Source organism: Pseudomonas sp. 37 R 15 (assembly GCF_900004865.1).
GTDB classification, from domain to species: Bacteria; Pseudomonadota; Gammaproteobacteria; order Pseudomonadales; family Pseudomonadaceae; genus Aquipseudomonas; species Aquipseudomonas fluorescens_AM.
The window spans coordinates 126,200-144,182 of the sequence record NZ_CVTV01000048.1 but is presented as its reverse complement, the minus strand read 5'-3'; the positions used below and the strand labels follow the sequence as shown (position 1 = coordinate 144,182).

Here is a 17,983-nt window from a genome sequence, read left to right as displayed (position 1 = left end):
TGAAATGCATTCCAAGTGTGGGAGGGGGCTTGCCCCCGATGGCTATATTCCAGGCACTAAATAACCTGCTCAAGCATCCACTTCACAAACTCCCTCACTTTAGGCACCTCCGCCGCATGCTCCGGATAAGCCAGGTAATACGCATCCTGGCTCGGCATCCCATGCTGCCAGGCAATCACCAGCTTGCCGTCGGCCAGTTCCTCTTCCACCAGAAACCGCGGCAGCAGTGCCACGCCACAGCCGACCTGCGCCGCGCGAATGCACATATAAAAGGTGTCAAAGCGCGGCCCGTGATAACTGTGCTCGGTGTGCAAACCCTGGCTGGCGAACCAGTCATGCCAGCCCTGTGGCCGCGAGGCATTTTGCAGCAGCACCAGTTCGCTCAGTTGGGTGGGATCGGTGAACGGCTCTGCCGGCACGCTCTCGGGCGAACACACAGGTACAAGCTCTTCGCTGAACAACTTCAAGCTCTCGGTGCCGGGGCGTGAACCCTGGCCGAAATAGAACGCCATGTCGGCCTTGCCCTGCAGCAGCTCATCCGGTTCCTGTTCGTTGCACAGGTCCAGATGGATCTGTGGGTGGCGCAGGCGCCAGCCCTTGAGGCGCGGCACCAGCCAGCGCGCACCGAAGGTGTAGGGCGTGGACACGCGCAGCACTTCGGTTTCGCCGCCGTAGGAGCGCAGGTAGTGGGTGGACATCTCCACCTGGGAGAGGATCTTGCGCACTTCCACCAGGTACAGGTCGCCCGCCGGCGTCATCTGCAAGCGGCGCCGCACGCGGCGAAACAGCAGGTGCTGCAGCAACTCTTCCAACTGCGCCACCTGTTTGCTCACCGCGCTTTGCGTGAGGTTCAATTCCTCGGCGGCGCGCGTAAAGCTCAGGTGGCGCGTGGCGGCTTCGAAACACTGCAGGGCGGTGATCGAGGGCAAATGTCTTTTGTTCAGCACGGCATGCCTCTTTTTATTCTTTGCATGAATAAACGGAATGATATCTCGCCTAATCGTCGTTTGTTGGCAAGTCTTGGGCCAGCTACAAATGAGGCCTGGATCGCCGTGTCTTGGGCGGCGCAATTTTGTCTTTGCAGATTTGAAGGAGTACCCCATGGTTGCCGCATTGCTTGACCGTCTAGGCGTAAACCCGGCGCTGTACCAGGCGGGGACACAGCCCGTGCATTCGCCGATCGATGGCAGCCGCATCGGCGTCGTGAACTGGGAAGGTGCCGCCGAGGTGGAGCAGCAGGTCAGTCGCGCCGAGCATGCATTCGACGCCTGGCGCAAAGTACCGGCCCCGCGTCGCGGCGAGCTGGTGCGCCAGTTCGGCGACGTGTTGCGCGAGTACAAGGCCGACCTTGGCGAGCTGGTCTCCTGGGAAGCCGGCAAGATCACCCAGGAAGGTCTGGGGGAAGTCCAGGAAATGATCGACATCTGCGACTTCGCCGTCGGCTTGTCGCGCCAGTTGTACGGCTTGACCATCGCCTCCGAGCGTCCCGGTCACCATATGCGTGAAACCTGGCATCCGCTGGGCGTGGTCGGCGTGATCAGCGCGTTCAACTTCCCGGTCGCGGTGTGGGCGTGGAACACCACCCTGGCGCTGGTGTGCGGCAATGCGGTGATCTGGAAACCGTCGGAAAAGACCCCACTCACCGCGCTGGCGTGCCAGGCCCTGTTCGAGCGCGTGTTGAAGAATTTCAAGGAGGCGCCGCAGTACCTCAGCCAAGTGATCATCGGTGGCCGCGAGGCCGGCGCCGCGTTGGTGGATGACCCGCGTGTGGCGCTGATCAGCGCCACCGGCAGCACCCGCATGGGCCGCGAAGTGGCGCCCAAAGTCGCTGCGCGCTTTGCCCGCAGCATCCTCGAGCTGGGCGGCAACAATGCGATGATCCTCGGCCCGAGCGCCGATCTGGACATGGCCGTGCGCGCAATCCTGTTCAGCGCCGTCGGCACCGCCGGCCAGCGTTGCACCACCCTGCGCCGGCTGATCGCCCATGAGTCGGTCAAGGCAGAAATCGTCACTCGCCTCAAGGCCGCCTACGCCAAGGTGCGCATCGGCCACCCGCTGGAAGGCAACCTGATCGGCCCGCTGATCGACAAGCACGGCTTCGACAATATGCAGGACGCCCTGGAGCAAGCCCTGAGCGAGGGCGGCAAGGTGTTTGGCGGCAAGCGCCAGCTGCAAGACCAGTTCCCCAATGCTTACTACGTGTCGCCGGCGATTGTGGAAATGCCCGAGCAGAGTGACGTGGTGTGCACCGAAACCTTCGCGCCGATTCTGTACGTGATCGGCTACAGCGACTTTGCCCAAGCGTTGCGCCTGAACAACGCGGTGCCACAAGGCTTGTCGTCGTGCATCTTCACCACCGATGTGCGGGAAGCCGAGCAGTTCATGTCGGCGGTGGGCAGTGACTGCGGCATTGCCAACGTCAATATCGGCCCGAGCGGCGCGGAGATCGGCGGCGCGTTTGGCGGTGAGAAGGAGACCGGCGGCGGGCGTGAGTCGGGCTCGGATGCGTGGCGCGGGTATATGCGTCGCCAGACCAATACCGTGAACTATTCGCTGGAGTTGCCGTTGGCGCAGGGCATCACGTTCGACTGAGTCCATGTAGGAGGGGGCTTGCCCCCTCCCACATTTGATCGGGTTCACAACTGAAAATAGCCGTTTGTTAGGTCCTCTACGGAGTCTGGCAATGCCTTTACGCGAAGCATGTTTATGGGAACACCTCACCCCCAACCGGCCGGATCGTGCCGCGCTCAAGGGTGAGGTCAAGGTGGATGTGTGCGTGATCGGCGCCGGCATCACCGGTTTGTCAGCCGCCATCCATTTGCTGGAACAGGGTAAAAGCGTTGCCGTGCTGGAGGCCCACCGCACCGGCCACGGTGGTTCGGGGCGCAACGTCGGGCTGGTCAACGCCGGTATGTGGATCCCGCCGGACGAGATCGAAGCCGGTTTCGGCGAAGCCGTGGGCAGCCAGCTCAACCGCATGCTGGGCGCGGCACCGTCGCTGGTATTCGGCCTGATCGACAGGTACAACATCGATTGCCAGGTGCGTCGCGAGGGCACCCTGCATATGGCGCATAATGCCCGTGGCGAGGCTGATCTGCGCAGTCGTGAAGAACAATGGAAGCGCCGTGGCGCGCCGGTCGAGTTGCTGACCGGGCTGGCTTGCGAGCAAGCCACCGGCACTACGAAAATCGCCGCCGCGTTGCTGGACCGACGCGCCGGCACCTTGAACCCGATGGCCTACACCAGCGGTCTGGCGAATGCGGCCGTCGGGTTGGGCGGGCAGTTGTTCGATCATTCCCCCGTCACCCAGCTTGAGCGCCAGGGCGCTGGCTGGTCTGTGCAGACCACCCAGGGCGCGGTGCAGGCCGCCCAGGTGGTGATCGCCTCCAATGCCTATACCGAAGGTGAATGGACCGAGCTGCGGCGTAATTTCTTCCCCGGTTACTACTATCAGGTGGCATCGGCGCCGCTCACCGATGCCGCCGCCGGGCGTATCCTGCCTGGCGGCCAGGGTTCATGGGACACGCGCCAGGTGCTGAGCAGCATTCGCCGCGACGCCGATGGCCGTCTGTTGCTCGGTAGCCTGGGCAACGGTAACCAGAAGCCGGCCTGGTTCCTCAAGGCGTGGGCCGATCGGGTGCAGCAGCACTACTTCCCCTATCTCAAATCGGTGCAGTGGGAATACACCTGGACCGGATGCATCGCGTTTACGCCCGATCACCTGATGCGTTTGTTCGAGCCGGCGCCCGGGCTGGTGGCGGTCACCGGATACAACGGGCGCGGCGTGACCACCGGCAGCGTGGTCGGCAAGGCGTTTGCCGACTATTTATGTCACCACAATCCCCAGGCGCTGCCGATTCCCTTCGCACCGATGCACCCCCTGGCAGGCGCGGGCCTGCGCAGTTGCCTCTATGAGGCAGGTTTCTCGCTGTACCACGCGGGGCAGTGCCTGCGAATCGTGGTCTGACCCGGTAGCGGGCATTTCCTTAGCCGGCTACCCATCTGTATTGGTGCAAGTCGTAGCAATCACGCACTGTAAATGTGCAGTTCCGTTACGCGCAGGGTTACAGCGCCTGGAGCTGCCGTTTATCCCTTCGGTTGCAGGTCTCACCGTTCAAGGTTGTACTTTTTTGGCTTGCAGGTTGCACCTGTCGAGGCTAGACGGTTGCACGTCCTGGCGGGAGGACGTGAAACGCCTGCAATAACAATGACACGGTGTCTTTTTGAAGAATAAAAAAGTAATGGCACGCGGCTTGCTCTGAGCTTTCGGTGAAAGGTTTGAATGCAAGTTGTCGTGCCAAAAATCAAAAATACCGGAGCACCACTCATGTCCCAGACGTTTTACAAGAAAGGTTTTCTGGCCCTCGCCGTTGCTGCGGCGCTGGGTGTTTCTACGTTTGTTCAAGCTGATGTGAAAATTGGTGTGGCAGGCCCGATGACGGGCGCCAACGCCGCTTTCGGTGAGCAGTACATGAAGGGTGCCCAGGCGGCAGCCGATGTTATCAACAAGGCCGGTGGCATCAACGGCGAGCAGATCGTGCTGGTGGCCGGCGATGACGCCTGCGAGCCAAAACAGGCGGTGGCCGTGGCCAACCGCCTGGCGGACCAGGACAAAGTGATCGGCGTGGTCGGGCACTTCTGCTCGTCCAACACCATCCCGGCGTCTGAGGTCTACGACGAAGCAGGCATCATCGCGATCACTCCCGGCTCCACCAACCCACAGGTCACCGAGCGCGGCCTGGGCGCCATGTTCCGCATGTGCGGGCGCGATGACCAGCAGGGCATCGTCGCCGGCGACTACATCGTCGACGTGCTCAAGGGCAAGAAAGTCGCGGTGATCAACGACAAGGACACCTACGGCAAAGGCCTGGCCGACGCCACCGCTGCGCAGTTGACCAAGCGCGGCGTCAAACCGGTGCTGGAAGAAGGCTTGACCCGTGGCGAAAAAGACTTCAGCGCCCTGGTGACCAAGATCCGTTCCCTGGGTGCCGACGTCGTGTACTTCGGCGGTCTGCATCCCGAAGCAGGTCCCCTGGTTCGCCAGATTCGCGAGGCGGGCCTCAAGGCCGCGTTTATGTCCGATGACGGCGTAGTGACCGATGAACTGGCAAAAACCGCCGGTGGCAACCAGTACGTGGATGGCGTCTACATGACCTTCGGTGCTGACCCGCGTCTGTTGCCAGACAGCATGGCGGTGGTGGATGCCTTCCGTAAAAGCGGGTACGAGCCGGAAGGCTACACCCTGTACGCCTACGCCTCGATCCAGGCCCTGGCCGCCGGCTTCAATGGTGCCAAGTCCAACAAGGGCGAAAACGCGGCCAAGTGGCTCAAGGCTAACCCGGTTAAAACCGTCATGGGCGAAAAGGCCTGGGATGCCAAGGGCGACCTGAAAATCTCCGACTACGTGGTTTACCAGTGGGATAAAGACGGCAAATACCACCAGCTGGAAAAACAGAAGTAATCCATGTGGGAGGGGGCTTGCCCCCGATTGTGGTGGGTCAGCTGCACATTTGTTGACTGATACACCGCATCGGGGGCCAAGCCCCTCCCACCTTGGAACAGTGTGGTTATTGGTCGCTGTTTTTTCCTCCAGAAGCGCCGCACACCCATCGGTGTGCAGGTGCTCACCGCGTGAGATTGCGTTATGGATGGTATTTTCCTGCAGCAACTGGTCAACGGCCTGACCCTCGGGTCGGTCTATGGCCTGATCGCCATCGGCTACACAATGGTCTATGGCATCATCGGCATGATCAACTTCGCCCACGGCGAGGTTTATATGATTTCCGCTTACCTCGCGGCGATCAGTCTGGCACTGCTGGCTTACTTCGGCATCGAATCCTTCCCGCTGCTCATTCTCGGCACCCTGATCTTCACCGTGGTCGTTACCGGCGTGTACGGTTGGGTCATCGAACGTGTCGCCTACAAACCGCTGCGCAACTCCACCCGACTGGCACCGCTGATCAGCGCCATCGGCATTTCCCTGATCCTGCAGAACTACGCGCAGATTGCCCAGGGCGCCAAGCAACAAGGCATTCCCACCCTGCTGGCCGGCGCCTGGCGCGTCGACATCGGCACCGGCTTCGTGCAACTGACCTACACCAAAGTGTTCATCCTCGTGGCGGCATTCGCCGGCATGGCGTTGCTCACCTACATCATCAAATACACCAAGCTTGGCCGCATGTGCCGGGCCACCCAGCAAGACCGCAAGATGGCCTCGATCCTGGGCATCAACACCGACCGCGTGATCTCCTACGTGTTCGTCATCGGCGCCGCCATGGCTGCCCTGGCCGGCGTGCTGATCACCCTCAATTACGGCACCTTCGACTTCTACGCCGGCTTCATTATCGGCATCAAGGCGTTTACCGCAGCGGTACTCGGCGGCATCGGCTCCCTGCCTGGGGCGATGCTGGGCGGGATCATCCTCGGTATCTCCGAGTCGTTGTTCTCGGGGTTGATCAACTCTGACTACAAAGACGTGTTCAGTTTCTCCCTGCTGGTGGTGATTCTGATTTTCCGTCCCCAGGGCCTGCTTGGTCGCCCACTTGTGGCGAAGGTGTAAACATGTCTGCTGCCAAATCCATTGATATCAAGAAAAGTGTGGTCGACACGGTCCTCGCCGGGCTGATTTCGCTGATCGTGTTCGGCCCGATTGTTGGCGTGGTGCTCGACGGCTACAGCTTCAACCTGGAGCCTGCGCGCGTTGCCACGTTGGTCGCCATTGTGATGGCCGGGCGTTTTGCCTTGAGCCTGTTCCTGCAAACCCCCAAGGGCGTGAAGATCCTGCAGGGTTTCGAAAGCAGCGGCTCGGGCGTGCACGTGTTGCCGCCGGACTACAAATCGCGGCTGCGCTGGATCATTCCAGCACTGATCGTGATCGCCATCGTGTTCCCGATTTTCGCCAACAAGTACCTGCTGACCGTGGTGATCCTCGGGTTGATCTACGTGTTGCTCGGCCTGGGGCTGAACATCGTGGTGGGCCTGGCCGGTCTGCTCGACCTGGGTTACGTGGCGTTCTACGCCATCGGTGCCTACGGCCTGGCGCTGGGTTACCAATACCTCGGCCTGGGCTTCTGGAGCGTGCTGCCACTGGCGGCGATCGCGGCGGCGTTGGCGGGGTGCATACTCGGGTTCCCGGTGCTGCGAATGCACGGCGACTACCTGGCCATCGTGACGTTGGGCTTTGGTGAAATCATCCGCCTGGTGCTGAACAACTGGCTGTCGTTTACCGGCGGGCCAAACGGTATGCCGGTGCCTTCGCCGACGTTCCTGGGCCTTGAGTTCGGCAAGCGCGCGAAGGATGGCGGGATTCCGTTCCACGAGTTCTTCGGGCTCGATTACAACCCCAACATCAAGTTCATGTTTATCTACATCGTGCTGTTCCTCGTCGTGCTGGCGGTGCTTTACATCAAGCACCGCCTGACCCGCATGCCGGTCGGCCGCGCGTGGGAGGCCTTGCGCGAAGATGAAATCGCCTGTCGCTCCATGGGCCTGAACCATGTGCTGGTCAAGCTATCGGCATTCACCATTGGCGCGTCCACCGCCGGGTTGGCGGGGGTGTTCTTTGCCAGCTACCAGGGCTTCGTCAACCCGTCGTCGTTTACCTTCTTCGAGTCGGCGTTGATCCTGGCCATCGTGGTGTTGGGCGGCATGGGCTCGACGGTGGGTGTGGTGATCGCCGCGTTCGTACTGACCGTGGCGCCTGAATTGCTGCGCAGCTTCTCTGAATACCGCGTACTGCTGTTCGGCGTGTTGATGGTGGTGATGATGATCTGGAGGCCGCGCGGCTTGATTCGCATCAGCCGTACCGGCGTGGCGCCACGCAAGGGGGTAGCACCATGAGCAAGGAAGTCGTGCTGTCCGTCGAACACCTGATGATGCACTTCGGGGGCATCAAGGCCCTCAGTGATGTGAGCCTGCAGGTCAAGCGCAATTCGATCTTTGCCCTGATCGGCCCCAACGGCGCCGGCAAGACCACGGTGTTCAACTGCCTCACCGGCTTCTACAAGGCCAGCGGTGGCAAGATCGAACTCAACGTGCGGGGCAAGCGAACCAACGTCATCCAGTTGCTGGGTGAGCGCTTTGAGGCCACCGACTTCGTGTCGCCGAAAAGCTTTTTCAGCCGTGTGTACTACAAGATGTTCGGCGGCACCCACCTGGTGAACCGCGCCGGCTTGGCGCGGACCTTCCAGAACATTCGCCTGTTCAAGGAAATGTCGGTGCTGGAAAACCTGCTGGTGGCCCAGCACATGTGGGTCAACCGCAATATGCTCGCGGGCATCCTCAACACCAAGGGCTACCGCAAGGCTGAAAGCGACGCCCTCGACCACGCTTTTTACTGGCTGGAAGTGGTCGACCTGGTGGACTGCGCCAACCGCCTGGCCGGCGAGCTTTCCTACGGCCAGCAGCGCCGTCTGGAAATCGCTCGCGCCATGTGCACGCGGCCGCAGATCATCTGCCTGGACGAACCGGCAGCGGGCCTCAACCCTCAGGAAACCGAAGCCCTCAGCGCGATGATTCGCCTGCTGCGCGACGAACACGACCTCACGGTGGTGCTGATCGAACACGACATGGGCATGGTGATGAGTATTTCCGACCACATCGTGGTGCTGGACCACGGCAACGTGATCGCCGAAGGCGGGCCGGACGCGATCCGCAACGACCCGAAAGTGATTGCCGCCTACCTGGGCGCGGACGAAGAGGAGCTGGTATGAGCGGGCCTATCCTCGAAATGAAGGACCTGGACGTGTTCTACGGCCCGATCCAGGCCCTGAAAAAAGTCTCGCTGCATATCAACGAGGGCGAAACCGTCAGCCTGATCGGCTCCAACGGCGCGGGCAAATCCACGCTGCTGATGTCGATCTTCGGACAGCCACGGGCCGAGTCGGGGCAGATTCTCTATAACGGCGTGGACATCACCCACAAGTCGTCCCACTACATTGCCTCCAACGGCATCGCGCAGTCGCCGGAAGGACGGCGGGTATTCCCTGACATGACCGTCGAGGAAAACCTGCTGATGGGCACCATCCCCATTGGCGACAAGTTCGCCGGTGAGGATATGCAGCGCATGTTCGAGCTGTTCCCACGGCTCAAGGAGCGGCGCAACCAGCGGGCGATGACCATGTCCGGCGGCGAGCAGCAAATGCTCGCCATCGCGCGTGCGCTGATGAGCCGGCCCAAGCTGTTGCTGCTCGATGAGCCGAGCCTGGGCCTGGCGCCGATTGTGGTGAAACAGATCTTTTCCACCCTGCGCGAGCTGGCATCCACCGGGATGACTATCTTTCTGGTGGAGCAGAACGCCAACCACGCCCTGCGCCTCTCGGACCGGGCCTATGTGATGGTCAACGGCGAGATTCGCCTGACGGGGAGCGGCAAGGAGTTGCTGGTGAACGAGGAAGTGCGCAACGCCTACCTCGGCGGTCACTGACTGCGCAATCCCCTGTGGGAGGGGGCAAGCCCCCTCCCACATTTGATTTCGAGTGGCTTTTGAAATTGTGGAAAACAATTCCAGCCCCCCTCCAAAGCGCGACATATAGCCGCCGCAAATACCTGTTTTGTCACAGTTTTGACTTGTCCCCATCCACTGTGGAACCGGCTGTGGGTAACGTGGTGGTACATGGCTGAAAGCCTTTGAATACGTGGCCTGCAGGCTTGTGGTTGTTTTTTGATCAGTGGCTTTTTCACGGCCGTCCGAGGGTTTTGTCAACCTGTTTAAAGACACAGGTATATGACCGAAATAGGTCAGTTCAGCCTGTGGATAAGTCTGTGACTAAACTCTGGAAAGACCGCCGCAGAGGCCGGAATGACTGGCCTGTAGCCATCGTTCGCATCTCATCGAGTGAAATTGCCTGCATACGCCCTGCATCCTGGTCAAGCAAAAAACTTTGCGCAAACACCTGCAAGCCTTGTATACCGTGGCCCGAGGCGATGTGCACTTGCCCCCAAAGACTGTGGGCGCAGTTGTGGATAACCTGCGCGTACATGGCTGCAGGCCGCGATTCATATAGCTCTGCCAGGGGTGGTTAAAAAATGATCAGTCCGGCATGAGGGTGTGCGCATAGCGGTTGCCGCAACGGCGGCGTAAGGGCATTCTGCTGGCAACTTTTTTCGTTGCCCGCAAGGAGAACACCATGTCCGACACGCTGTTTATTACTGGCGCCACTTCAGGTTTCGGAGAAGCCTGTGCCCGCCGTTTTGCCGAGGCCGGCTGGAAACTGGTGCTCACTGGCCGGCGTGCCGAGCGTTTGAATGCGCTGGTCGAAGAACTCTCCAGGCAGACCGAAGTGCATGGTCTGGTGGTGGACGTGCGTGATCGCCAAGGCATGGAAGAAGCCATCGCCAACCTGCCGCCAGCGTTCGCCAAGCTGCGCGGGCTGATCAACAACGCCGGCCTGGCCGTGGGCACTGACCCTGCGCCCAAGTGCAACCTCGACGATTGGGAAACCATGGTCGACACCAATATCAAGGGCCTGTTGACCACCACCCACCTGCTGCTGCCGCGCCTGATCGCCCATGGCCGTGGCGCCGGGATCATCAACCTGGGTTCCATCGCCGGCAGTTACCCCTACCCGGGCAGCCACGTGTACGGCGGCTCCAAGGCGTTTGTAAAGCAATTCTCGCTGAACCTGCGCTGCGATCTGCAAGGCACCGGCGTGCGGGTGACCAACATCGAGCCGGGCTTGTGCGAGAGCGAGTTTTCCCTGGTGCGTTTCGGTGGTGATCAGGCGCGCTATGACGCGACCTATGCCGGCGCCGAGCCGATCCAGCCGCAGGATATTGCCGACACAATCTTCTGGGTGCTGAACACGCCGGCGCACGTGAATATCAACCGGCTGGAACTGATGCCGGTGAGCCAGACCTGGGCTGGGTTTGCGATTGAGCGTGGGGCCAAGTAAGGCTTTAGACCGAGTCGCTGCCATCGGGGGCAAGCCCCCTCCCACAGGTTGAAATGCGTTCCAAATGTGGGAGGGGGCTTGCCCCCGATGGCGTCAAATCGGCCAAAAACAGGCCATAAGGTACACTCCACCTTTGAAAACCCCACCGCACCCTGCGGTTTAAAGGTTTTGACGGGAGGAAATGTGAGTAACCGAGGTGAGCAGGCACTGCTCAAACAATCGACCATCCTGATGTTCGCAGTCGCGATCGCCGGGATTGTCACGGGTGTGATGTCCGGCGCCCAATCCATTCTGTTCGACGGCTTTTTCTCGCTGATCGCCACCGCCATCAAGGTGCTGATGCTGATCACGGCCAAGCTGATCGCCAAGAAAAGCAACGAGCGTTTCCAGTTCGGCTATTGGCACCTGGAGCCGATGGTGCTGTTGATCGAAGGCAGCTTCCTGCTGCTGATCGCCATCTACGCGTTTCTCAACGGTGTGTTCGGCATTATCAATGGCGGTCGCGAAATCGAGTTGGGGCTGGTGACCGTGTATGCGGCGGTGTTTACCGTCGTGGAGTTCGCCTACTTTTTCTATGTGCGCTACCGCAACCGCAGGTTGAAATCCTCGCTGATCCAGTTCGACAACATCAGTTGGCTGGTGGACGCAATGCTGTCGGTGGGCTTGCTGATCAGCTTTCTGGCGGCACTGTTGCTCAAGTCCCGGGGGTATGGCGAGTGGGCGGTGTACGTCGACCCGCTGATCCTGATTCTACTGGCCCTGAGCATGCTGGCGCCGGCGTTCAAGATCCTGCGCCCGGCCTTGCGTGAGGTGCTGGGCATTGCCCCGGATCACTTGGACGACACCGTGCGCGAAGTGATGGACGCGGCGCAGGCCAGGCATGGCTTCGACGACTACGTGTCCTACGTGCAGAAGCACGGGCGGGCACGATTCATTGAAATTCATGTGGTGTTGCCGGCCGATTACCCAGTGGATAAGGTCGCGACCCTCGACGGGTTGCGCGAAGAGATATCCACAGCGCTGGGCACGCCGGATGCGGCGCGCTGGTTGACGATCAGTTTTACTGGGGATCGCAAGTGGATTGCGTGAGGGCTGTTAGACCGAGGTGAGGCTATCGGGGGCAAGCCTCCTCCCACATTGGACCGGGTTCACAGCAGTCAAGTGTGGGAGGGGGCTTGCCCCCGATGAGGCCCTGAAGGTCAGCCCAAATGCCGGATCAGACCCTGATAGCAAGTCGCCAAATGATAAGGCGTGGTAGAAGGCATATCCCTTCGGCTCACCTGACCCTCGGCATCCAGGCATTCATGCCAGCCCTTCGCATGCAGGAAATGCTTTTGCAGCGCCAGCAATTGACGCTGCAGCACGGCCTCGCTGCCGGGGCGCAAGGTCAATGCCCGCAGGTACTCGGCCTGGGCCCAGATACGCTGGGTGCCGTCGCGCACCGTGCCATCCACGGACAGCATGCCGCTGACCGCACCGCTCAACTTATCCACACCGGTCTGTTCGGCATAGGCGAACGCCCGTGTCAGCGACGCATGCAGCGGTGTGCCGCGCAATACTTCTGAGGATTCCAGCAAAAAGAACCACTCGAACTGGTGCCCTGGCTCAAACCAGTTATCCACAGCACCCAGCGGTTTCTCCAACATCACGCCATGCTGGCGATCAATGAAGCGTTGCTGCATGGCCGCCGCCAATGCCAGCAGGGCCGCTTGTACCTCGGCGTCGTCACGCACTGCGAGGGTGGCGAGGAAGCCTTCGGCCAGGTGCATCAACGGGTTTTGCAACGGGCCCGACTTGAGCGAGGCCCAGTTGCGGTCCAGCACCGCTTCGTACAGGCCGTCACCGGTTGCGAAACGTTGGGCGACCACTTCGAGCGCGGCATTGAGCACCGACTCCACCAAGGGTTCACGCACCTTGGCCCAGTATTGCGCGCAAGCAAAGATGATAAAGGCGTGGGTGTAGAGGTCTTTGCGTTTATCCAGTGGCTGCCCGGCCGGGTCGATGCTGTAGAACCAGCCGCCGTGTTCGGCGTCGTGGAAGTGCCGTTGCAGGGAACGGAACAACTCTGCCGCGCGCGCTTGCGCGAAGGCCGTGCCGGGCTCACCGATCAGGCTGGCAAACAGGTACAACTGGCGGGCGCAGGCCATGGCGCGGTAGCGTTGCGGGGGCAGTGGCTGATGATTGGCGTCCAGCGCCTCGAAGGGCAGCGCCAGCTCGGCATTCCAGCCCGGGCCTTGCCACAGCGGCACGATCAGGTCATGGAAGTGCGTGAGCACGGAATTCAAAGCGGGCACAGAAGCGATGGGCATTGGCTGGCGTCGTCACGGCAGGGGTGTGGCGCGCATGTTATCAGGCTTGGGAACTGTGGTGTCTGTGGCGCCGCTATCGGGGGCAAGCCCCCTCCCACATTCGACCGCATTTCAACGTTGGAACGCGGTTAACTGTGGGAGGGGGCTTGCCCCCGATGAGGCCTTCAGCAGCGCTGAAGATCAGCCCGCCAACAACCAGGCCCCAGTCGCCGCCGAAGCCGCCCCCGCCACCCGCACCAACGGCGCTGCCGCCGCAGGCAGGAAACGCACCACCGCATAACCCGCCGCATGCAACGCAGCCGTCGCGCCGACAAACCCTGCCGCGTACGCCCAGGGGCTGGACATGTCCGGCAGCTCCAGGCCATGGGCCACGCCATGGAACAACGCAAACAATGCCGTTGCCCCCACCGCCACGAACAGCGGTGGCCGCACGGCCAGCGCTACCGCCAGGCCCAGCGCCAGCACCGATGCGGCGATCCCGCTTTCCAGCGCCGGCAGTTGCAGGCCTTCAAAACCGAGCATGCCACCGATCAACATAGTGCCGACAAAGGCACAAGGCAGCGCCCAACGTGCGTTGCCTTTTTGCTGCGCCGCCCACAGGCCGACCGCAACCATGGCCAGCAGGTGGTCGAGCCCGCCCAGTGGGTGGCTGATGCCGGCGATCAGGCCATTGTCGCCGTGGCCCGGGTGCGCGAAGGCGAGGGCGGGGGTCAGCAGCAGCGCGGCGGCGGCGAACAGTTTCTTGAGGTTCATATACAGGCTCCGTAGGGGGATCAGGCAGCGGTCAGCAGGCCTTGACGTTCGATGAAAGCGACGATTTCATCCAGGCCGACGCCGGTTTTCTGATTGCTGAACACAAAGGGTTTGCCATTGCGCATGCGTTGGGTGTCGCTGTTCATCAATTCCAGCGAGGCACCCACCAGTGGCGCGAGGTCGATCTTGTTGATCACCAGCAGGTCGGATTTGCAAATACCGGGCCCGCCCTTGCGCGGCAGCTTGTCGCCGGCGGACACATCGATCACGTAGATGGTGAGGTCCGACAGCTCGGGGCTGAACGTCGCCGACAGGTTGTCGCCGCCGGACTCCACCAGAATCAGGTCCAGGCCCGGAAACCGGCGGTTGAGCTGGTCCACCGCCTCCAGGTTGATCGAGGCATCTTCGCGGATCGCCGTGTGCGGGCAGCCGCCGGTTTCCACGCCGATGATGCGTTCCGGCGCCAGGGCCTGGTTGCGCACCAAAAAATCTGCGTCTTCGCGGGTGTAGATGTCGTTGGTAACCACCGCCAGGTTATAGCGCTCGCGCAGCGCCAGGCACAGGGCCAGGGTCAGGGCGGTCTTGCCGGAGCCGACCGGGCCGCCGATGCCGACGCGCAGGGGTTGTGTGTTCATGGTGGGTTCTCCAAAAAAGCCTCAGGAACGGAACAGGCGGCTGTACTGGCGCTCGTGGGCCATGCACGCCAAAGACAGGCCAAACGCGGCGCTGCCAAGGTGATCGGGTTCGACGCGGCCAGCCGTCTGCTGGGCCTGCTGCAACAGTGGCAGCAGTTCGCTGGTCAGGCGCTGCGCGGCTTGCTGGCCCAGGGGCAGGGTCTTCATCAGCACCGCCAACTGGTTTTCCAGCCAGCTCCAGAGCCAGGCCGCGAGGGCGTCATCGGGGCGGATGGCCCAGGCCCGTGCGGCCAACGCCCAGCCAAGGGCCAGATGGGGTTCAGGCTGTTGGTCAAGGAAATCACGGGCGTCCGCGTCTAACTCCGGCAGGCCACAGAGCAATTGTTGCAGGGAGTAGCCCATCTGCCGACTCTCCTGATACAGCTCGCGGGTTTCGCGGCTGGCACGGTGTTCTTCACACAACTGCGCCAGGCGCGGCCAGGCCTGTTCAGCGGCGGCGCGGCAATGGGCGAGCAGCAACGGCGCTTCGAAACGCGCGAGATTGAGCAACAATTGATCGCTGATCCAGCGCCGCGCGCTGGCGGCATCGTTGACGCGGCCGTTCTCCACCGCCATTTCCAGGCCCTGGGAGTAGCTGTAGCCGCCAATCGGCAACTGCGGACTGGCCAGGCGCAACAGCGCCCAGGCCGGGTTCATGGACGCACGCCGAACTGATGCAGTTTAGGCGCGTAATTGAAGTCTTCGTCGCCATGGCGCGAGTGATGATGACCGCCGCCATAGGCCCCGTGTTCGGGTTGGAAAGGCGCCTCGATGGCGTGCGCATCGGCGCCCAACTGTTCAAGCATGGCCTTGAGCACATAGTCATCAAGCAGGCGCAGCCAGCCATCGCCGACCTGCAGGGCCACATGGCGATTGCCCAGGTGATAGGCCGCGCGGGTCAGTTCAAAGGCGTTGCGGCAGGTGACGTGCAGCAGTTGCTCAGGGCGTGCGCAGACACGTACGACGCGTCCGTCTTCGGCTTGCAGGAATTCGCCATCGTGCAGCGGCGGTTGCCCACGCTCCAAAAACAGGCCGACGTCTTCACCGTCGGCACTGAAACAGCGCAGGCGGCTTTTGCTGCGAGCTTCGAAGTTCAGCAGCAGCTCGGCGGCCCAGAGGGCTTGCGGGGCGATTCGGCGGTGGATCACCAGCATCGGAGGGTTTCCAGCTATGAACGATAAGGGTGCTAGAGCAAGGGGCTTGCCAACCCCGCAGGCACGTAGGAAATTCCTGTCAGCAGGGCACGAATGCCACACGTCAGGGCACTCACTGAATGCGCCTGTGATGCAAGTTGGTGCGTTGCAGCGAGCTGAAGCACCGGGAAGGGGCATTTTGCGTGGAGTACGCTGGCGTATTGCATGAAATTTCTTTCATCCAATTCTTCATTTGGTTTTAAGGAATTATCCTACAAGAGCCCGGGAATAGGCCTTCGTGAGTTTACGTGGTGGTTCTTTAAGATTCGCGCCGTGTTTAATCCGCCGCGATGTTCATCATGTTCAAGTCACTTATCTGTTCTGTCGTCGTCAGCCTGTCTTGTCTTATCTCCTCAGCCTCGGCCACTCTTCAACAGCCACCGATGTTTGTTTCCGCCCATGCATCGTCTTCCGTCGAAAATGTGATCGACCGCGCCCATCAACTGCTCGGCGCACCCTACAAGTTGGGCGGTACGTCTACCGATCAAGGGTTCGATTGCAGCAGCTTCCTGGTCTATCTGTTCAAGACCCAAGCCAATATCCAGCTCCCGCGCACCACGACTGCGATGCACCGTTCAACGGCCGCGACCATCAAGCGCACGGCGTTGAAGCCGGGCGACGCGGTCTTTTTCAAAGGCAATGGGCAGGGGCGAGTGAGTCACGTCGGGCTGTATATCGGCGAGGGCAAATTCATCCATTCACCGCGTACCGGCAAGAACGTACGTATCGATTCGTTGAGCAATAGCTACTGGAACAGGAACTACACCACCGCCAAGCGCTTTCATAAGGCCGGCTGAGCGTATTACTCGGTGCTGCCCAGGCCTTGCCAATGCTTGAGGCCGATAAAGATAAAGCGCAATTGCTGGGTGATTTTCGCCTGGGGCGTGAGGTGGGCAGGCAAGGCCTGGGCGGGCGGGTCGATGATATCGGGCAGGGTGGCGAACACGCTCTTGACGATCAGGTCAGCCATTACGTGCAAGCCGTCGGCATCCAGGTGTTGCAGCTTGGGCATCAGCGTAAGGTCGGCTGCCAGGTCGCGAGTGATGTCTTCGCGCAGCGCGCCGATGGCTTGGCGCACGGCCAGGCAACCGCCGTATTGTTCGCGGGCCAGGAACAGGAATTGGGAACGGTTGGCCGAGACCACATCGAGAAAGATCCGCACGGACGCATCGATGATCCCGCCCATGACGAATTCGTTGTGGCGCACCAGGCGAATCGTGGCGCGGAATGTCTGGCCGACTTCACTGACCAATACGAGCCCAAGCTGGTCCATGTCGGCAAAATGGCGATAGAACCCGGTGGGCACGATACCCGCTGTCTTGGCCACTTCGCGCAGGCTCAAGCTGCCAAACCCACGGCCACACTCCATCAGATGGCGGGCAGCGTCCATCAGGGCGAGGCGAGTCTGTTGCTTCTGTTCGGCGCGGGGCAGCATGAGCGGATGGGCTTTGTCGGCGAGTACAGCGACGCACTCTAGCAAAACCGCTTTGCCGGCGTCGAACTTGGCGGGGGGCAGACGTGACGCGGTCTATATAAAAGCGAAAGCCCGATCGGCAGATCGGGCTTTTTTCTGGGCCACCACGGGCTTAGCTCTGTGCTTGATGCAGTTCTTGCAGACGGTCGGCACCACCTTCCGCGATACCTTGGGTGTAGGCGCGGTCATTGGCTTGTTCAGCGCCGCCTTCTACCAGACCTTTTTCTTGCAGGCGGTCGTTGCCACCTTCAGTCAGGCCTTCGGTGTAGGCGCGTTTGTTGGCCTGCTCCGAACCGTTTTCAGCGACAGCGCCTTTAGCGTAGTCACGGTTTTCATCTTCCTGCGAACCGCTGCGGGCCAGGGTCTGGCTCGACTGCACGGCCTGGGCCTGGTTCTGTGGGGTGGCCTGTTCGGCGGCTGGCAGGGCAAAGGCACTGGAAGCCAGGACGGATAACAGGACGGTAGCAAGTACTTGGCGTTTCATGAGGGTTGCTCCTTGGGAGGGCGATAAAGTGGGTACAGGGCTAATGCTACTCTTGATAAGTCGATATAAAAGTTCATAAACACAATGGTAATAATCAACAGAATTGATTGTTCGCCGGGGACGCTCTAGATCGCGCCTCTCAAGCACGCGGTTTTGCACCGCAGTGGGTATTTTCGACACGAACCTGGGTAACAATGGTGCGTG

At 61.1% G+C, this 17,983-nt stretch carries 18 protein-coding genes; 10 read left to right on the top strand and 8 right to left on the bottom strand.

The features are described 5' to 3' along the window. Positions 1-56: 56 nt before the first annotated feature. A complete protein-coding gene (locus BFQ04_RS14965; protein ID WP_065951498.1) occupies positions 57-947 on the bottom strand; it encodes a LysR family transcriptional regulator in 891 nt (296 codons plus the stop codon). A 154-nt stretch (positions 948-1,101) separates the two neighbouring features. Between BFQ04_RS14965 and BFQ04_RS14960 the strand changes: the two genes are divergently transcribed. From BFQ04_RS14960 to BFQ04_RS14915, 9 genes are all read left to right on the top strand, one after another. Beyond that, complete coding sequence (locus BFQ04_RS14960; RefSeq protein WP_065951497.1) at positions 1,102-2,592, top strand: L-piperidine-6-carboxylate dehydrogenase; 1,491 nt, start codon at positions 1,102-1,104, stop codon at positions 2,590-2,592. A gap of 91 nt (positions 2,593-2,683) precedes the next feature. Further along, a complete protein-coding gene (locus BFQ04_RS14955) occupies positions 2,684-3,967 on the top strand; it encodes an L-pipecolate oxidase (RefSeq protein WP_065951496.1) in 1,284 nt (427 codons plus the stop codon). A gap of 360 nt (positions 3,968-4,327) precedes the next feature. Next, the gene (locus tag BFQ04_RS14950; protein WP_065951495.1) at positions 4,328-5,461 is read left to right on the top strand and encodes a branched-chain amino acid ABC transporter substrate-binding protein; all 1,134 of its coding nucleotides are present in this window, start codon (positions 4,328-4,330) and stop codon (positions 5,459-5,461) included. Positions 5,462-5,644: 183 nt separating this feature from the next. Then, a complete protein-coding gene (locus BFQ04_RS14945) occupies positions 5,645-6,559 on the top strand; it encodes an ABC transporter permease subunit (protein ID WP_003188099.1) in 915 nt (304 codons plus the stop codon). Between the two features lie 2 nt (positions 6,560-6,561). After that, positions 6,562-7,839, top strand: coding sequence for a high-affinity branched-chain amino acid ABC transporter permease LivM (gene livM, locus BFQ04_RS14940; RefSeq protein ID WP_065951494.1), 1,278 nt, complete (start codon positions 6,562-6,564; stop codon positions 7,837-7,839). Continuing rightward, positions 7,836-8,711, top strand: a complete 876-nt coding sequence (locus tag BFQ04_RS14935) for an ABC transporter ATP-binding protein (protein ID WP_065951493.1) — start codon at positions 7,836-7,838, stop codon at positions 8,709-8,711. Before livM ends, BFQ04_RS14935 begins: the two co-directional genes overlap by 4 nt. Continuing rightward, positions 8,708-9,424: an ABC transporter ATP-binding protein gene (locus BFQ04_RS14930; protein ID WP_065951492.1), complete on the top strand. Its 717-nt coding sequence runs from the start codon at positions 8,708-8,710 to the stop codon at positions 9,422-9,424. Before BFQ04_RS14935 ends, BFQ04_RS14930 begins: the two co-directional genes overlap by 4 nt. Before the next feature lie 703 nt (positions 9,425-10,127). Next, positions 10,128-10,892, top strand: a complete 765-nt coding sequence (locus BFQ04_RS14920) for an SDR family oxidoreductase (protein WP_065951490.1) — start codon at positions 10,128-10,130, stop codon at positions 10,890-10,892. Positions 10,893-11,075: 183 nt separating this feature from the next. After that, the gene (locus BFQ04_RS14915) at positions 11,076-11,981 is read left to right on the top strand and encodes a cation diffusion facilitator family transporter (protein ID WP_065951489.1); all 906 of its coding nucleotides are present in this window, start codon (positions 11,076-11,078) and stop codon (positions 11,979-11,981) included. Between the two features lie 110 nt (positions 11,982-12,091). On the opposite strand, the gene BFQ04_RS14910 is transcribed toward BFQ04_RS14915, so the two are convergent. The 5 genes from BFQ04_RS14910 to ureE all read right to left on the bottom strand — a co-directional run bounded on the left by BFQ04_RS14910 (position 12,092) and on the right by ureE (position 15,782). After that, the gene (locus BFQ04_RS14910) at positions 12,092-13,201 is read right to left on the bottom strand and encodes an AGE family epimerase/isomerase (protein ID WP_065951488.1); all 1,110 of its coding nucleotides are present in this window, start codon (positions 13,199-13,201) and stop codon (positions 12,092-12,094) included. Positions 13,202-13,381: 180 nt separating this feature from the next. Further along, the gene (locus BFQ04_RS14905) at positions 13,382-13,954 is read right to left on the bottom strand and encodes a HupE/UreJ family protein (protein WP_065951487.1); all 573 of its coding nucleotides are present in this window, start codon (positions 13,952-13,954) and stop codon (positions 13,382-13,384) included. Positions 13,955-13,974: 20 nt separating this feature from the next. Then, positions 13,975-14,589 (bottom strand): urease accessory protein UreG, encoded by a 615-nt coding sequence (gene ureG, locus BFQ04_RS14900; RefSeq protein WP_057724209.1) that lies wholly within the window; start codon positions 14,587-14,589, stop codon positions 13,975-13,977. A gap of 21 nt (positions 14,590-14,610) precedes the next feature. Further along, positions 14,611-15,285 (bottom strand): urease accessory protein UreF, encoded by a 675-nt coding sequence (locus BFQ04_RS14895; protein WP_065951486.1) that lies wholly within the window; start codon positions 15,283-15,285, stop codon positions 14,611-14,613. After that, positions 15,282-15,782: an urease accessory protein UreE gene (ureE, locus tag BFQ04_RS14890; protein ID WP_065951485.1), complete on the bottom strand. Its 501-nt coding sequence runs from the start codon at positions 15,780-15,782 to the stop codon at positions 15,282-15,284. Before ureE ends, BFQ04_RS14895 begins: the two co-directional genes overlap by 4 nt. Before the next feature lie 338 nt (positions 15,783-16,120). Here ureE and BFQ04_RS14885 point away from each other — a divergent pair, with 338 nt between their 5' ends. After that, on the top strand, positions 16,121-16,618 hold the full coding sequence (locus BFQ04_RS14885; RefSeq protein WP_065951568.1) for a C40 family peptidase: 498 nt from the start codon (positions 16,121-16,123) through the stop codon (positions 16,616-16,618). A gap of 5 nt (positions 16,619-16,623) precedes the next feature. Here BFQ04_RS14885 and BFQ04_RS14880 read toward each other — a convergent pair whose 3' ends face one another. Both BFQ04_RS14880 and BFQ04_RS14875 read right to left on the bottom strand, forming a co-directional pair. Further along, the gene (locus BFQ04_RS14880; protein WP_017526383.1) at positions 16,624-17,256 is read right to left on the bottom strand and encodes a TetR family transcriptional regulator; all 633 of its coding nucleotides are present in this window, start codon (positions 17,254-17,256) and stop codon (positions 16,624-16,626) included. 151 nt (positions 17,257-17,407) lie between these two features. Then, on the bottom strand, positions 17,408-17,779 hold the full coding sequence (locus tag BFQ04_RS14875; protein WP_065951484.1) for a hypothetical protein: 372 nt from the start codon (positions 17,777-17,779) through the stop codon (positions 17,408-17,410). Between the last annotated feature and the right edge of the window lie 204 nt (positions 17,780-17,983).

Bases quoted from the DNA above. Each gene is read 5' to 3' on its own strand.
- ureE (WP_065951485.1), bottom strand. From the start codon at position 15,782: ATGCTGGTGATCCACCGCCGAATCGCCCCGCAAGCCCTCTGGGCCGCC.
- BFQ04_RS14955 (WP_065951496.1), top strand. From the start codon at position 2,684: ATGCCTTTACGCGAAGCATGTTTATGGGAACACCTCACCCCCAACCGG.
- BFQ04_RS14945 (WP_003188099.1), top strand. From the start codon at position 5,645: ATGGATGGTATTTTCCTGCAGCAACTGGTCAACGGCCTGACCCTCGGG.
- BFQ04_RS14935 (WP_065951493.1), top strand. From the start codon at position 7,836: ATGAGCAAGGAAGTCGTGCTGTCCGTCGAACACCTGATGATGCACTTC.
- livM (WP_065951494.1), top strand. From the start codon at position 6,562: ATGTCTGCTGCCAAATCCATTGATATCAAGAAAAGTGTGGTCGACACG.
- BFQ04_RS14895 (WP_065951486.1), bottom strand. From the start codon at position 15,285: ATGAACCCGGCCTGGGCGCTGTTGCGCCTGGCCAGTCCGCAGTTGCCG.
- BFQ04_RS14920 (WP_065951490.1), top strand. From the start codon at position 10,128: ATGTCCGACACGCTGTTTATTACTGGCGCCACTTCAGGTTTCGGAGAA.
- BFQ04_RS14910 (WP_065951488.1), bottom strand. From the start codon at position 13,201: ATGCCCATCGCTTCTGTGCCCGCTTTGAATTCCGTGCTCACGCACTTC.
- BFQ04_RS14960 (WP_065951497.1), top strand. From the start codon at position 1,102: ATGGTTGCCGCATTGCTTGACCGTCTAGGCGTAAACCCGGCGCTGTAC.
- BFQ04_RS14880 (WP_017526383.1), bottom strand. From the start codon at position 17,256: ATGCTGCCCCGCGCCGAACAGAAGCAACAGACTCGCCTCGCCCTGATG.
- BFQ04_RS14875 (WP_065951484.1), bottom strand. From the start codon at position 17,779: ATGAAACGCCAAGTACTTGCTACCGTCCTGTTATCCGTCCTGGCTTCC.
- BFQ04_RS14885 (WP_065951568.1), top strand. From the start codon at position 16,121: ATGTTCAAGTCACTTATCTGTTCTGTCGTCGTCAGCCTGTCTTGTCTT.
- BFQ04_RS14950 (WP_065951495.1), top strand. From the start codon at position 4,328: ATGTCCCAGACGTTTTACAAGAAAGGTTTTCTGGCCCTCGCCGTTGCT.
- BFQ04_RS14905 (WP_065951487.1), bottom strand. From the start codon at position 13,954: ATGAACCTCAAGAAACTGTTCGCCGCCGCCGCGCTGCTGCTGACCCCC.
- ureG (WP_057724209.1), bottom strand. From the start codon at position 14,589: ATGAACACACAACCCCTGCGCGTCGGCATCGGCGGCCCGGTCGGCTCC.
- BFQ04_RS14930 (WP_065951492.1), top strand. From the start codon at position 8,708: ATGAGCGGGCCTATCCTCGAAATGAAGGACCTGGACGTGTTCTACGGC.